The following is a 14,880-nucleotide window of genomic DNA, read 5'->3' as shown; positions in this document are numbered from 1 at the left end:
GTGTATGTTGCTCTGGGTATCTCCGGCGCCATCCAGCACAAGGCTGGCATGCAGGATTCCGAGTGCATCATCGCCGTCAACAAGAACGACACCGCTCCCATCTTCGAGATCGCTGACTATGGCATCTGCGGCGACCTGTTCAAGGTCACTCCCATGCTGATCGAGGCTATCAAGGCTGCCAAGGCCGCGAAGTAAGAGCTTCCTAAAGCAATAAAAGAGTGCCATCCTTTGGATGGCACTCTTTTTTGCATCTTACCGCCGGAGAGCTTTGATTGTGTGCGAACGTGTCCTTTGCCCGCTTTCAGGACAATGCCTATTGCGGCTCGTAAAAATGAAATTTTAAGACAAAAACACTTGCTTCCAGATTAAACACGGCATCTGTTGTTTCATCAAGCACAATAGGCTCCATGCCATCCGCAAGATTGACTCTGGTATCGGTTTCAATGTCGTATACACCCCATTGCGGGCGCGGCTGATGATCTTCCTCATATGTCGGATCGCTCATGCCCGCATTGACAATGGTGAGTGTGGCGCCTGGATAACAGATATAGACAGGATACTCGTAAGTTTCTCCGTCATCGTAAATTCCGGAAGTCGTTTGAACTTCGTAAACATTCGAGACGTCCAAAATAAGATCATGGTATGTGAAGGTTTCGGTTGTTCCTGTCGGCAACACTTCTGCTGTATCTGAATCAGAAATCATTGGCGGATCTGATGCGGAGCCGGTATTATCGGAGCGGGAATCTGTCTGACAGCCTACCATAAAGAGCAGCAACGCAATATAAAATAGGGGAGCTGGTATCTTTTTCACAAATGAACACCCACTTTCAAATCGGAATATTTTGCAAAATGTAATTACGCTCTGTCTATATAGACGGCAAAACATTTGAAAAGTTCCAAGTATTGGACGATGTTTTTTTGCCCGCGTGAAGTGAATCGAAACTGGATTATCCGGCTTTTGCACCCTGTCTGATATTCTGCATTTACCCGTTCAAAATCCCCATAAATTCCTCGCCGGTGATGGTTTCCTTTTCATAGAGGAAGTTGGCCAGCTCGTCCAGCTTCGTTCGGTTTTCCCGGAGAATGTCCAGCGCCTTCTGGTGCTCCCGCTTCACCAGCGCCACTACCTGCTGGTCGACCTTGGTCTGGGTCTCGGCGGAGCAGACCAGAGAGGCGTCACCGCCCAGATATTGATTGGTAACGGTCTCCAGCGCCACCATGTCGAAATCGTCGCTCATGCCGTACCGGGTGATCATGGCACGGGCCAGCTTGGTGGCCTGCTCAATATCATTGGAGGCACCGGTGGTGACGGAGCCGAAGGCTACTTCCTCCGCCGCCCGTCCGCCGGTGAAGGTGGCAATCTTGTTTTCAATCTCCTCCTTGCTCATCAGAACGTGGTTGCCCTCATCCACCTGCATGGTGTAGCCCAGTGCACCGGAGGTCCGGGGAACAATGGTGATCTTCTGCACGGGGGCGGAATTGGTCTGCTTTGCTGCCACCAGCGCGTGGCCAATCTCGTGATAAGCCACGATCCGCTTTTCGTGGTCCGTCATAATGGCGTTCTTTTTCTGATAACCGGCGATGACCACCTCTATGCTCTCCTCCAGATCCGCTTGGGTGGCGAATTTCCGCCCATCCCGGACGGCCCGCAGAGCGGCCTCGTTCACAATGTTGGCAAGCTCTGCGCCGGATGCGCCGGATGCCATACGGGCGACCTTGTTGAAATCAACATCCTCAGCCACCTTGATCTTCTTGGCGTGGACCTTCAGAATCTCCTCCCGGCCCTTCAGGTCCGGCAGCTCCACCGGCACCCGACGGTCGAACCGTCCGGGACGGGTCAGGGCGGGGTCCAGAGACTCCGGACGGTTGGTGGCTGCCAGAATGATGACGCCGGTATTGCCCTCGAAGCCGTCCATCTCCGTCAGGAGCTGGTTCAGGGTCTGTTCCCGTTCGTCATTGCCGCCGATCTGACCGTCACGCTTTTTGCCGATGGCGTCGATTTCGTCGATAAATACGATGCAGGGAGCCTTCTCCTTGGCCTGCTTGAAAAGGTCACGGACCTTGGAAGCACCCATGCCCACGAACATCTCCACGAATTCGGAGCCGGACATGGAGAAGAAGGGCACGTTGGCTTCACCGGCCACGGCCTTGGCCAGCATGGTCTTGCCGGTACCCGGAGGGCCAACCAGCAGGACGCCCTTGGGCATGGAAGCACCGATCTCCTGATACTTACTGGGGTCATGGAGATAATTGACGATCTCCGTCAGATTCTCCTTGGCCTCGTCCTCACCGGCCACGTCGTCAAAGCGAATTCCCTCGGCGGACTTCACATACACCTTGGCATTGGTCTTGCCCATATTGAACATCATGGAATTGCCGCCGCCCATTTTCTGCATCAGCTTCCGGGACATGAACTGCCCCAGAGCGATGAAGATCAGAATGGGGGCCACCCAGCTCAGAATATTCATGAGCAGGGAAGTCTGCTCGATCTCCTCGCCGCTGGTGGAAACACCGGCGTCCAGCAGTCGCTGGACAAGTTGGCTGTCCGTGGAGATCATAGCGGTCTTGTAGATGGTTTTTTCATCCTTGCTGGTGAACAGGATCCGGTTGTCGGCCTCCTGGATCTCCGCCCGACCGATTTCGCCCTTTTCCGTCATCGACACAAAGGTGTTGTAGTCCACCTCCTGAATCTGATACTGGGACAGCCAGGGCATGGCGATGAAGTTGAACAGCATCACCAGCAGCATGGCCACCATGTAGTAGAAAATCAGAGGCTTTTTCGGGGAATGGACCTCATTCATGGATCGTTCCTTCTTTCTCTTGGAGCGGAAACCGACAGAAATTCCGCTTCTGAATTGGTATGTATTCTATGGATAACAGCAATTTTAGCACGGCGTGGAAAGCGTGTCCAGAAAACAATTTGTGAACGAAAAACGGCTGATTTCATACTTGAGACGAGGCTGATTGGAATTTTTGCCGCTTTTTCAGATAAGTTCCGGGAAATGGCAGATTCCACCGGATGCCGGACGTCATATTTGGCCAATCTTTTGCAAAAAGGTGACAAAAAAACGCTGACAAGCTGGGAAATGTTACCGTTTTGATGTAGATTTACGGTAGATCCTGTGGCATACTAAGAAAAATGAAAGGGGGAGACGTTGTGGATACGAAGATGGACCTGCGCCCGCCCATCCGGCGCAGCTGGCTGCGTCTGCGGCTGGGAAAGGCGTATTACACCGGGAAGCGCTATCTGCTGTGGTGCTCGCCCAAGTACCGTTGGGCAAAGACCTGGAAGGAAGAACGGCTCCCCTGCGTCCAGTTCTCCCACGCCACGCCGCTTATGCGACACCTCCGGGGAGAAGAAATGGTCTGGCAGGAGAATAAGGTGACAAATCTGAAGCTGGCCGTAAAGCGGCTGGACGGGCTGATCCTGTATCCCGGCGAGACTTTCAGCTACTGGAAACGCATCGGAAAACCCACCGCCCGGAAGGGTTACAAGGAGGGCATGGTGCTGTTTCTGGGACAGATCGGCGGGGACATCGGCGGCGGGCTGTGCCAGCTGTCCAATCTGATTTTCTGGATGACCCTCCACACGCCCCTGACGGTGACGGAGCGCTACCGCCACTCCCATGACGTGTTCCCGGATGCCAACCGGACCCAGCCCTTCGGCAGCGGGGCCACCTGCGCCTATCCCCACCGGGACCTGATGATCCGCAACGACACGGACCGGCCGTATCAGCTGTGTCTGCGGGTGGGGGAGACCCATCTGGAGGGGGCGTGGCGCTCGACAGAGCCGCCGGCGCTGCAATTCCGGGTCATAGAAAAGGACGCCCGGATCGATCAGGCATCCTGGGGCGGCTATATCCGGCACAACCAGCTTTGGCGGGAGGTGTATGGCCTGTCCGGTGCGCTTTTGGAGGAGCAGTACCTCTGCACCAACGATGCCATTATGATGTACAGCCCCCTGCTGTCAGCCGCGCCTGCGGATGGCGAATGATACGAAGGAGACAGCAATGCACTATCAGAATGTCCGGGCGGCGAAATTCATCGACCGCCCCAACCGCTTTATCGCCCATGTGGAACTGGACGGCAGCGTGGAGACCGTCCATGTGAAGAATACGGGCCGGTGCCGGGAACTGCTGGTGCCGGGCTGCACGGTCTATCTGGAAAAGGGAACGAATCCCAACCGAAAAACCGCATACGATCTGATTGCGGTGGAAAAGGGAAGCAGCCTTATCAATATGGACGCGCAGGCTCCCAATAAGGTGTTTGCGGAGTGGGCGGCGGCCGGAGGCTTTCTGCCGGACGTCACCGCCATCCATCCGGAGTATGCTTACGGCTCGTCACGGCTGGACTTTTGCGTAGAGACGGAGGGACGGCTTCATCTGGTGGAGGTGAAGGGCGTCACACTGGAGGAAAACGGAAACGCCCTGTTCCCGGACGCCCCCACGGAGCGGGGTGTCAAGCACATCCGGGAACTGCAGCGGGCGGCGGAAACCGGCCTTGACGCAGTCCTGTTCTTTGTGGTACAAATAAGAGATATTCACAGCGTCGCACCCAATGACGCAACCCATCCCGCCTTTGGAGAAGCCCTGCGGGAGGCGGCGGCTCACGGGGTTCGGGTGCTGGCCTTTGACTGTGATGTGACGCCGGACAGCCTTAAAATTCGCAGAGAAGTTCCGGTGATCCTGTAGGAGGCTTAATCAATATGGGATTTCTTGAGCTGTTTCTCATCGGCGTAGGGTTGTCGATGGATGCCTTTGCCGTAGCGATCTGTCAAGGGTTGTCCATGACGAAGATCAAATGGGGCCATGCCTTGACGGTGGGATTGTATTTCGGCGGCTTTCAGGCATTGATGCCCCTTCTGGGCTGGGTACTTGGTTCTCAGTTTTCGGGTTATATCCAGCAGTATGACCACTGGGTCGCCTTTATTTTGCTGCTGCTTATCGGCGGCAACATGATCCGGGAGGCCTTCTCCGGCGAGGAGGACGAGGCGGAGGACGCTGCTGCCGGCGGAGGACCGGACCATAAAAAGCTTTTTCTCATGGCCATTGCCACCAGCATCGACGCACTGGCGGTAGGCGTGACCTTCGCCTTTCTGGAAACGCCGATCCTCTCAGCTGTCAGCCTGATCGGCGTGATAACCTTCTGCATCTCTGTGGCCGGCGTGGCGGTGGGGTGCTGGTTCGGCGCCCGGTACAAGCAGAGGGCGGAGATCACCGGCGGTGTGATCTTAGTGCTGCTTGGCTGTAAAATTCTGCTGGAGCATTTGGGGCTGCTGCCATTTTGAACAATCCATCCTGATTTGATGCTGCGTTCCCGGCGGCGTGAATTTTGCGGCCGCATGGGAACACGAAATGAAACTGGGAGTGAATAAAAAGGAGAACATACCATGCAGGAACCGCACAGCATCTGTCTTTTAAATGATTCCTTCCCGCCGCTGATCGACGGCGTGGCCAATACCGTTGTCAACTACGCTCAGGAGCTGACAAAGCTGGGGGATCGGGCCATCGTGGTGACGCCGGAGCATCCGGACGCCGACGACAGCCGCTTTCCCTTTCCAGTGGCCCGCTATCCAAGCGTGGATACCCGGCGGCTGTTCGGCTATCTGGCGGGCTATCCCTTTTCCCCGGAGACCCTGCGGCAGCTGAAGGAGCAAAAGGTGGACCTGCTCCACAGCCATTGCCCTGTGATGTCCACGATCCTGGCCCGGTCCATCCGGGACGTGGTGGATGCGCCGCTGGTGTTTACATACCACACGAAGTTTGATGTGGACGTAGCCAAGCTCCTCCGGGGTCGGCTGCTGCAGGAGAGCGCGCTGTATGTACTGGCCTCCAATATCTCCGCCTGCGATGAGGTGTGGGTGGTGAGCCGCGGCGCGGGGGAAAACCTCCGGTCCATCGGCTATCAGGGGGACTATCATGTGATGGAAAACGGCGTGGATATGCCCCGGGGCCGGGTCAGCGAGGAGGCGATCACCGCCGCCACAACGGACTACGATCTGCCGGAGGGCGTGCCTGTGTTTCTGTTCGTGGGCCGCATGATGTGGTACAAGGGACTGCGGATCATTCTGGACGCGCTGAAGCTGCTTCAGGCTGGGGGTCAGGATTTCCGCATGGTGTTCATCGGCAGCGGCGCTGACGCGGCGGAGGTGCAGGAGTACGCAAAGCCCTTGGGCGGCAAGTGCATTTTTACCGGGGCCATCTCCCAGCGGGAGACGCTGCGGGCGTGGTACTGCCGGGCGGATCTGTTCCTGTTCCCATCCAGCTATGACACCAACGGGCTGGTGGTGCGGGAGGCGGCGGCCTGCGACCTTGCGGCAGTGCTGATCGACGGCAGCTGCGCGGCGGAGGGCGTGACCGATGGGGTGGACGGCTTCCTCATTGATGAAAATGCCGGGTCCATGGCCGCAAAATTGCAGGAGATCTGCAAGCAACCGGAATGTATGGCTCAGGTGGGCTGTCAGGCCGGGGACCGGCTGTATCTCTCCTGGGGCGATGCGGTAAAGCGGGCCAGAGAGCGCTATGGCATTGTGATGGAGAACTACCGCATGGGCCGGTATGACGATCACCATAGGCCCATGGACGGTGTTTTGAATGCTCAGGGCAGCATGATGGACGCGCTGGCAAAGCTCCGGGATCTGGGCGATGGCCTGGCAGAGCGGTACCGTGAGGGTTGGGATGAGCACAGAGAGGGGATTCAGGAGCGCCGGAATGAGTTCCGGGAGGAATTTCAGGAGCGCCTGGAAGAACACAGAGAAGGCCGGCGGGCCTTCCGCACGGAGCTGAAGCAGAAGGGCGAAGCCCTCTGGCAGAAGCTGGACCGGTATCTGTAAGAACCTATAAAATTGCTGACAAACGGGATGCGGTGTGCTATACTGTGCACGGTATCCCGTTTGTTTGGATTTTCCGGCAAATGGCAGAAAACCTCATAAAACTTCATGGATGGGCAGCGCACCACAAAATGCAAAAATGCCAGTGCATGAAGTTTTCGCACAGCATTCCGGTTGCCCCGCAGGGGCGAGGAAATGGCACATTTCTTATTTTGTGATGCTTTTGCATGGCAAAAAGGGAGCGAATTATGGAAAAACGAACAAAACGATGGGGTGACCGGCCGGATGCCTACTGGATCCGGGATCTGGACGGGCTTCACGCCATCATGCCCCATCTGATGAATAAGCGCACCGACGCCGAGGTCTACGTCAATATGGAATTTGACGTGACGGAGGCCCTGCGCTATATCGAGGAAAAGAACCGGGGAGAGGACGAATACAAGACCACCCTGTTCCACTGTATCCTCATGGCCGTTGCCAAAACCGTATACCTGCGGCCGGATCTGAACCGCTACATCTCCGGACGGCGGTATTACCAGCGCCACGAGATCACCCTTGGCTTTGTGGCGAAAAAGCGGTTTGAGGACCACAGTGAGGAAAAACTGGTGGTGGCCACAGCTCCGGAGGATTGGACCCTGACCGCTGTGACCCGTCAGGTGGTGGGGAAGGTCCACAAGGCCCGAACGGAGAAGAGCGGCGGTGCCAACGGTGCCATGGATATCCTGAAGATCATGCCCCGCTGGTTCCTGATGCTTTTCTTCTGGGGGCTGAAAACCCTGGATTTCTATGGGAAGGTGCCTGCTGTGCTGAAGGAGGATGACCCCAACTTCGCCAGCGTGTTCCTCACCAACCTGGGCAGCATCCAATGCCCCAGCGTGTACCACCATTTGAACAATTACGGCACCAATTCCATCATGATCGCCATTGGCACCATGCACAAGGTGGAGAAGATCGCCGCTGACGGCACCCGTCAGGTGCGGGACGTGGTGGAACTGGGGATCACCTTGGACGAACGGGTGGCGGACGGCTTCTATTTCGGCCGTTCCCTGAAAATCGTGCAGCACCTGATGAGCCACCCGGAGCTGCTGGACAGACCCTTGAAGGAGGCCATCGACCTTGACTGCTGAACAGACAAAAATCGCAGAGGAATCCCATGTGAAAGCGCCGTGGCTGAATGTTTACGGCGTGGTGCCGCCCCATCTGGATTACCCGGACTGCACCATGTATGAGGCCGTGGAGCGCTGCGCGGAAACCTATCCCAACCACACTGCCTATGTGTTCATGGGCCGGAAAACCACCTACCGCGCTATGGCGGCGGAAATCGACCTCTGTGCCCGGGCGCTGAAGGCCACCGGTGTCCGTCCCGGCGACCGGATCACCATGGCTATGCCCAACTGTCCCCAGGCGGTGATCATGTTCTACGCCATCAATCTGGTGGGGGCCACGGCCAATATGATCCATCCCCTCTCCAGCGAGAAGGAGATCGAGTTTTACTTAAAGGAATCCGGCTCCATCTTCGCTGTGACGCTGGATCAGTTTTACCATAAATTTGAAGCCATCCGTCAGAATGTGACACTGGACAATATCATTCTGGCCTCCATTCCGGACGCCCTTTCCAAGCCGGTGCGGGTGGGCTATATGCTCACCGAGGGCCGCAAGCAGGCCAAAATCCCCAAAGACGCGCCTGTGCTGCGCTGGAACGAATTCCTGCGCCGGGGCCGCGGCTACCATTGGACGTACCGGGCAGAGCGGAGAGCCGGGGATGAGGCGGTGATCCTCTATTCCGGCGGCACCACCGGCGTCACCAAGGGCATCCAGCTTACGAATCTGAACTTCAACGCTCTGGGAAAACAGATCATCGCCACCAACCCCATGTTCCGCCCCGGTGACAAAATGCTGGCGGTGATGCCCATGTTCCATGGCTTCGGTCTGGGCGTGTCTATCCATTCCATGCTGGTCAGCGGCGGCTGCTGTATTCTGGTGCCCCGGTTTACCCCGGACAGCTACGCAAAGCTGCTGCTGAAATACCGGTGCAACCTGATCGCCGGCGTCCCTACGCTGTACGAGGCGCTGCTGCGGCTGCCCAAAATGAAAAACGCGGACCTGAGCTGTTTGAAGGGCGTCTATTCCGGAGGTGACAGCCTGTCCGTAGAGCTGAAAAAGCGGTTCGACCAGTTCCTCTTTGATCACCATGCCACCATTCAGGTGCGGGAGGGCTACGGCCTGACGGAGTGCGTTACCGCCTCCTGCCTGACGCCGTACCACATCTCACGGGAAGGCTCCATCGGCATCCCCTTCCCGGACACCTACTATAAGATCGTGGAGCACGGGACGCAAAAGGAGGTTCCCTACGGCACCGAGGGCGAGATCTGCCTGTCCGGGCCTACGGTGATGATGGGTTATCTCCACCACCCGGAGGAAACGGCGCAGACTCTCCAGACCCATGAGGACGGTCTTGCCTGGGTCCACACCGGCGACCTTGGCTCTATGGACCCGGACGGCTTTGTGTACTTCCGGCAGCGGCTCAAGCGCATGATCGTCACCAGCGGCTACAATGTGTATCCCTCTCAGATGGAGAACATTCTGGACGCCCACGAGCTGGTGCAGATGAGCTGCGTCATCGGCGTACCGGACCCGCTGAAAATGCAGAAGGTAAAGGCGTTCGTCATGCTGAAGCCCGGCGTGCCCGCCAACGAGGAGACCAAGGCTGTGCTGATGGCCTATATCCGCAAAAACGTAGCCAAATACGCCCTGCCCTATGACATCGAATTTCGGGCGGAGCTGCCCAAAACGCTGGTGGGCAAGGTAGCCTACCGGGTCTTGGAGGAGGAAGAACTGAAAAAGTTGTCCGAGACTGCCCAGGAACAGTGAACTTTTCCGGATCGGACATAGGATGGGTTTTTTGCAGCAACTCTTAATGAAAAACAGACCATCCCCGCAGGCAACTGCCTGCGGGGATGGTTTTTGCTTGAAACTGTCGATAAAAGCGGTAAGATTTTCACAACGGTAAGGTAGGGCAGCCGTTAACGGCTGTGCTGCTTTATGGATGCTGCATACCCCTTGCGGGTAAAGGCGGTGCGTGGAAATCCGGCGCGGCTGGGCGATTGTGTGTTGAGAGGGTAAGAGTTGGAGGGGGCTTTAGTCCTGACCGGGCACCTTGGGCAGCGTGGCGAAGCTGGCTTCCAGTTCCGCGTCGGTGGGGATGTAGTCCGTCATCTCGCCGTTGTGGAACTTTTCGTAGGCCACCATGTCGAAGTAGCCGGTGCCGGTGAGACCGAAGACAATGGTCTTTGCCTCGCCGGTCTCCTTGCACTTCATGGCCTCGTCGATGGCCACCCGGATGGCGTGGCTGGACTCGGGGGCGGGGAGGATGCCCTCGATCCGGGCGAACTGCTCGGCGGCCTCGAAGACCTTGGTCTGCTCCACGGCCACGGCCTCCATGTAGCCGTCATGGTACAGCTGGGAGAGGATGCTGCTCATGCCGTGATACCGCAGACCGCCGGCGTGGTTGGGAGAGGGAATGAAGTTGCTGCCCAAAGTGTACATTTTGGCCAGGGGGCACACCATGCCGGTGTCGCAGAAGTCATAGGCGAACTTGCCCCGGGTGAAGCTGGGGCAGGAGGCGGGCTCCACGGCGATGAACCGGTAATCCTTTTCGCCCCGGAGTTTCTCGCCCATGAAGGGGGAGATCAAGCCGCCCAGGTTGCTGCCGCCGCCGGCGCAGCCGATGATGATATCCGGCACGATGTTGTACTTGTCCAGGGCCGCCTTGGTCTCCAGGCCGATCACGCTCTGGTGCAGCAGCACCTGGTTGAGGACGCTGCCCAGCACGTAGCGGTAGCCGGGGGTGGAGGTGGCCACTTCCACGGCTTCGGAAATGGCGCAGCCCAGGGAGCCGGTGGTGCCGGGATGCTCCTGGAGGATCTTCCGGCCGATGGCGGTAGTCTCAGAGGGAGAGGGGGTAACGGAAGCGCCGTAGGTCCGCATGACTTCCCGGCGGAAGAGCTTTTGCTCGTAGCTGACCTTTACCATATACACCTTGCAGTCCAGACCCAGGTATGCGCAAGCCATGGACAGGGCCGTGCCCCACTGGCCGGCGCCGGTCTCGGTGGTAACACCTTTGAGGCCCTGCTGCTTGGCATAATAGGCCTGGGCAATGGCGCTGTTCAGCTTGTGGGAGCCGGAGGTATTGTTGCCCTCAAACTTGTAGTAGATTTTGGCGGGGGTGCCCAGGGCCTTTTCCAGGCAGTAGGCCCGCACCAGGGGAGAGGGCCGGTACATCTTGTAGAAATCCAGGATCTCCTGGGGAATGGGGATCTCCCGGTCATCATTGTCCAGCTCCTGGCGGATCAGCTCATCGCAGAACACAGGGCGCAGGTCCTCAAAGCCCATGGGCTTTCCGGTGCCGGGATTCAGCAGGGGAGCGGGCTTGACCTTCATGTCAGCCCGGACATTGTACCATGCCTTGGGCATCTCGTCTTCGGAGAGATAAATTTTGTAGGGAATGTTGTTGATTTCGGCTGCCATGGTGCGTTCTCCTTTCATAGCTCGTAAACGGTCCTTTGTGGAGAAGGCATCAAAAAAAGACCTTCATCCACAAACGAACCTGTTGATAGGTTCCTTTGGGACAAAAGTCTGAAACTTCTGCGGTGCCACCCAAATTGACGAAAAATCGTCCCCTCGGCGACGTGCCATCACACGTCTTTCCTTGGTAACGGGGGAAAAGCCCGGCGGTGCCTACTAAGGTTTCCCTGTTTGGCCCGCCCTCTACGGTCCATTCCACGAACGCCTTTCCGCTGCCCTTTCACTACCGGCAGCTCGCTGGGGGAAATGCCCTTTCGTGTACTTACTCCGTGTCATCGGTTTTGGTTTTGAACTTGGCGCAAGCATACGCCGCCCGAGGGCAAATGTCAAGCGGAAATTTGCTGTTTCATCCAAAAAGCTAAAAATTAGCAGGACGTTTCCAACAAAAACGGCAAACCGCACAAAGAAATGTGAAGACGGGTAGGAAAGCTCTGTTGCATTTCCTACTGGATTTTCTCCGGTTTTGCCCCTATAATCAGGGACAGAAAAGAGGTGAGCGGATATGACTGCAGAAGAAATGCTATGGGAATACGGCGGTGATATTCTGCGTTCGCCTACCATGGATCAGGAGCGCACGATCCCCCAGCACGGCAGCACCACCTGCTACGATCATTCCGTGGCGGTGACGCTTTGCAGCATCCGTCTGGCTCAGAAATGGGGCTGGGACGTGGATTGGCGGAGCCTGGTGCGAGGCGCACTGCTTCATGACTATTTTCTCTACAACTGGCGGGAACACAACCGGGACCACAAACTCCACGGGTTCTACCACGCCCGCAAGGCCATGGAGAACGCCCAGCGGGATTTCGGTTTGAATCCGCTGGAAGCGAATATCATCCACCGGCATATGTTTCCCCTGAACCCCACGCCGCCCAAGTACAAGGAGAGCGTTGTGGTGACCTGCGCGGACAAGATCTGTGCCACCCGGGAGGTCTGGAGCTGCGTGCGGAACGCATCGACCCGGCGCTTCCGTGCCCTGATGGGAACGAAGTAAACACTGTGTCAAGAAGTGAAAAATACCCTCGCTTGTGAGACAGAGCCTTGTCTCGCAAGCGGGGGTTTCGTTATACCTGAGAAGGAAATTACCGGCGGGGACGATTTTCAGGACTCCTTTTTTTGACAGCCGCCGGCACAGTGCCGGCAGTCTCCGGAGCAGCCGCAGCTGCCCTTTTTCCGCCAGCGGCGGATCGCGGCGACGGCGGCAAGGGCCACCAGTGCCAGCAGCAGCCAATCCAAAGTGTTCATCACAGAATCCCCACCAGCGTATAGACCACAAAGGCCACGATCCACGCCACGCAGCACTGCATCAGCACCACGCCCACGGTTTTCAGGGTGGAGTTGAACTCCCGGCGGATGGTGGCCACCGCCGCAATACAGGGAGTATAGAGCAGGGTGAATACCAGAAAGCTGATGGCGGCCCGGCTGGCGAACAGAGTGGAGAGAGCGGCGCCGCCCAGCAGGATCTCCAGCGTGCTGACCACGGATTCCTTGGCGATGAAGCCGGAGATCAGGGAGGTGGCGCAGCGCCAGTCCGCAAAGCCCAGGGGGGCGAACACCGGCGCGATCCACTGACCGATGAGGGCCAGCAAACTGTCAGCGCTGTCAGTGACCACGTTCAGCCGGGTATCAAAGCTCTGGAGGAACCAGATGATGATGGTGGCCAGAAAAATCACGGTAAAGGCCCGCTCCAAAAAGTCTCTGGCCTTTTCCCACAGCAGCAGAGCCACGCTTTTAAGGCTGGGAAGGCGGTAGTTGGGAAGCTCCATGACGAAGGGCACGGGCTTGCCCCGGAAGGCCGTCTGATTCATAATGAGGGCCGCCACAATGCCGATCATAATGCCCAGCAGATACAGGGAGATCATCACCAGCGCCTGATACTTGGGGCAGAAGGCGGCGGTGAAGAAGGCGTAAATGGAGATCTTGGCAGAGCAGCTCATATAGGGCGTCAGCAGAATGGTCATTTTCCGGTCCCGGTCAGAGGACACGGTGCGGGTGGCCATGATAGCGGGCACGGAGCAGCCGAAGCCGATGAGCATGGGCACGATACTGCGGCCGGACAGACCAATTTTCCGCAGAGGCTTGTCCATCACAAAGGCTACACGGGCCATATAGCCGGTGTCCTCCAGAATGGACAGGAAGAAGAACAGGGTCACAATGATGGGGAGGAACACCAGTACGCTGCCCACACCGGCGAAAATGCCGTCGATGATCAGGCTGTGGACCACCGGATTGATGCCGTAGGCCGTCAGTGCCCGGTCCGCCAGAGCGGTAAGAGCGTCGATCCCCACGTCCATCCAGTCGGATAGCCGCTGGCCGATGACGTTGAAGGTCAGGTAGAAGGTCAGCAGCATCACCGCCAAGAAGGTGGGGATGGCGGTGTACCGGCCGGTGAGGATCCGGTCGAACTTCATGGAGCGGGCGTGTTCCCGGCTCTCATGGCACTTCACCACGGAGGTGCTCACCACATTTTCAATAAAGCTGTACCGCATATCCGCCAGTGCGGCGTTGCGGTCCAGACCGGTCTCCGTCTCCATCTGGACGATGCAGTGCTCCAGAAGTTCCTTTTCGTTTTCATCCAGCTTCAGCTGGTCCGCCAGATCGTCGCCGCCCTCGATGAGCTTGGCGGCGCAGAACCGGGCGGGAACGCCTATACGGTCGGCATGGTCCGCGATGAGGTGCACCACGGCGTGAATACAGCGGTGTACGGCAGAGTCATCCGAACAGAAGTCCGTCACCTTGGGCAGGATCTTTCCGCGGGCCACGGTCAGCGCCTGATCTACCAGCTCGCTGACGCCCTCGCCCTTGGCCGCCGTGATGGGGATTACGGGGATCCCCAGCGCCTGACTCATTTTCCGCACGTCGATGGAGCCGCCGTTGGCCCGGACCTCATCCATCATGTTCAGGGCCAGCACCATGGGCACCCGCAGCTCCAAAAGCTGAAGGGTCAGATACAGGTTCCGCTCGATGTTGGTGGCGTCCACGATATTGATGATGCCGTCGGGCTTCTGATTGATGATGAAGTCCCGAGAAACGATCTCCTCCTGCGTATAGGGCCGCAGGGAATAGATACCCGGCAGGTCCACAACGGAACAGCCCTTTTCATCCCGGATCTCGCCCATTTTCTGATCCACGGTAACGCCGGGGAAGTTGCCCACGTGCTGATTGGAGCCGGTGAGGGCGTTGAACAGCGTGGTCTTGCCGCAGTTCTGATTGCCTACCAACGCAAAAACCATCACGCGTCCTCCTTCACTTCAATTTTTTCGGCTTCTTCCACCCGGAGGGTCAGCTCGTAGCCCCGGACGCGGATCTCAATGGGGTCTCCCATGGGGGCGATCTTCTGTAAGGTGACCCGTGTGCGGGGGATCAGTCCCATATCCAGCAGGCGGCAGCGCAGAGGGCCGTCTCCGCCCACAGAGGTAATGGTGCCGGAGGCACCAATCTTTAATTGATCCAATGTCATTTCGGTTTCG

14 protein-coding genes, 1 pseudogene and 1 other annotated feature are annotated in these 14,880 nt (G+C 57.6%); of the genes and pseudogenes, 9 read left to right on the top strand and 6 right to left on the bottom strand.

Annotation, left to right across the window (positions count from 1 at the left end):
* A pseudogene (locus H8Z83_RS11410) lies at positions 1-195 on the top strand (FAD-binding protein); the annotation flags it as partial.
* Between the two features lie 118 nt (positions 196-313).
* Here the strand turns inward: H8Z83_RS11410 and H8Z83_RS11405 are convergent.
* Both H8Z83_RS11405 and ftsH read right to left on the bottom strand, forming a co-directional pair.
* Complete coding sequence (locus H8Z83_RS11405) at positions 314-811, bottom strand: hypothetical protein (RefSeq protein ID WP_187015142.1); 498 nt, start codon at positions 809-811, stop codon at positions 314-316.
* 172 nt (positions 812-983) lie between these two features.
* Positions 984-2,801: an ATP-dependent zinc metalloprotease FtsH gene (ftsH, locus tag H8Z83_RS11400; protein WP_187015141.1), complete on the bottom strand. Its 1,818-nt coding sequence runs from the start codon at positions 2,799-2,801 to the stop codon at positions 984-986.
* On the opposite strand from ftsH, the gene H8Z83_RS11395 reads away from it, so the two are divergent.
* The 7 genes from H8Z83_RS11395 to H8Z83_RS11365 all read left to right on the top strand — a co-directional run bounded on the left by H8Z83_RS11395 (position 2,787) and on the right by H8Z83_RS11365 (position 9,700).
* A complete protein-coding gene (locus H8Z83_RS11395; protein WP_187015140.1) occupies positions 2,787-3,101 on the top strand; it encodes a hypothetical protein in 315 nt (104 codons plus the stop codon). The genes ftsH and H8Z83_RS11395 overlap by 15 nt on opposite strands.
* A gap of 56 nt (positions 3,102-3,157) precedes the next feature.
* Positions 3,158-3,994 (top strand): VanW family protein, encoded by an 837-nt coding sequence (locus H8Z83_RS11390; protein WP_366464177.1) that lies wholly within the window; start codon positions 3,158-3,160, stop codon positions 3,992-3,994.
* 16 nt (positions 3,995-4,010) lie between these two features.
* The gene (sfsA, locus tag H8Z83_RS11385) at positions 4,011-4,691 is read left to right on the top strand and encodes a DNA/RNA nuclease SfsA (protein ID WP_187015139.1); all 681 of its coding nucleotides are present in this window, start codon (positions 4,011-4,013) and stop codon (positions 4,689-4,691) included.
* 14 nt (positions 4,692-4,705) lie between these two features.
* A complete protein-coding gene (locus H8Z83_RS11380; RefSeq protein WP_187015138.1) occupies positions 4,706-5,287 on the top strand; it encodes a manganese efflux pump MntP in 582 nt (193 codons plus the stop codon).
* Positions 5,288-5,389: 102 nt separating this feature from the next.
* Positions 5,390-6,832 carry a glycosyltransferase gene (locus H8Z83_RS11375; protein ID WP_187015137.1) on the top strand — a complete coding sequence of 481 codons (1,443 nt, stop codon included), beginning with the start codon at positions 5,390-5,392 and terminating at the stop codon, positions 6,830-6,832.
* Positions 6,833-7,077: 245 nt separating this feature from the next.
* Positions 7,078-7,956 carry a 2-oxo acid dehydrogenase subunit E2 gene (locus H8Z83_RS11370; protein WP_187015136.1) on the top strand — a complete coding sequence of 293 codons (879 nt, stop codon included), beginning with the start codon at positions 7,078-7,080 and terminating at the stop codon, positions 7,954-7,956.
* Positions 7,946-9,700 carry an AMP-binding protein gene (locus H8Z83_RS11365; protein WP_187015135.1) on the top strand — a complete coding sequence of 585 codons (1,755 nt, stop codon included), beginning with the start codon at positions 7,946-7,948 and terminating at the stop codon, positions 9,698-9,700. The genes H8Z83_RS11370 and H8Z83_RS11365 overlap by 11 nt, the downstream gene beginning before the upstream one ends.
* A gap of 267 nt (positions 9,701-9,967) precedes the next feature.
* Here H8Z83_RS11365 and H8Z83_RS11360 read toward each other — a convergent pair whose 3' ends face one another.
* Positions 9,968-11,356: a TrpB-like pyridoxal phosphate-dependent enzyme gene (locus tag H8Z83_RS11360; RefSeq protein WP_187015134.1), complete on the bottom strand. Its 1,389-nt coding sequence runs from the start codon at positions 11,354-11,356 to the stop codon at positions 9,968-9,970.
* A 93-nt stretch (positions 11,357-11,449) separates the two neighbouring features.
* Positions 11,450-11,698, bottom strand: a binding site (T-box leader).
* 217 nt (positions 11,699-11,915) lie between these two features.
* Between H8Z83_RS11360 and H8Z83_RS11355 the strand changes: the two genes are divergently transcribed.
* The gene (locus H8Z83_RS11355; RefSeq protein ID WP_187015133.1) at positions 11,916-12,404 is read left to right on the top strand and encodes an HD domain-containing protein; all 489 of its coding nucleotides are present in this window, start codon (positions 11,916-11,918) and stop codon (positions 12,402-12,404) included.
* Positions 12,405-12,511: 107 nt separating this feature from the next.
* On the opposite strand, the gene H8Z83_RS11350 is transcribed toward H8Z83_RS11355, so the two are convergent.
* The 3 genes from H8Z83_RS11350 to H8Z83_RS11340 are packed head-to-tail and all read right to left on the bottom strand — an operon-like array spanning position 12,512 to position 14,870.
* Entirely contained in the window at positions 12,512-12,658 is a 147-nt protein-coding gene (locus tag H8Z83_RS11350; protein WP_187015132.1) for a FeoB-associated Cys-rich membrane protein, read from the bottom strand.
* A complete protein-coding gene (feoB, locus tag H8Z83_RS11345) occupies positions 12,655-14,643 on the bottom strand; it encodes a ferrous iron transport protein B (RefSeq protein WP_187015131.1) in 1,989 nt (662 codons plus the stop codon). Before feoB ends, H8Z83_RS11350 begins: the two co-directional genes overlap by 4 nt.
* Entirely contained in the window at positions 14,643-14,870 is a 228-nt protein-coding gene (locus tag H8Z83_RS11340) for a FeoA family protein (protein ID WP_187015130.1), read from the bottom strand. The genes feoB and H8Z83_RS11340 overlap by 1 nt, the downstream gene beginning before the upstream one ends.
* Between the last annotated feature and the right edge of the window lie 10 nt (positions 14,871-14,880).

Origin of the sequence: Dysosmobacter segnis, from assembly GCF_014297285.1 — a bacterium.
Taxonomy (GTDB): domain Bacteria; phylum Bacillota; class Clostridia; order Oscillospirales; family Oscillospiraceae; genus Oscillibacter; species Oscillibacter segnis.
The sequence above is the reverse complement of the archived record's forward strand: the minus strand, read 5'-3'. Positions and strand labels throughout refer to the sequence as shown.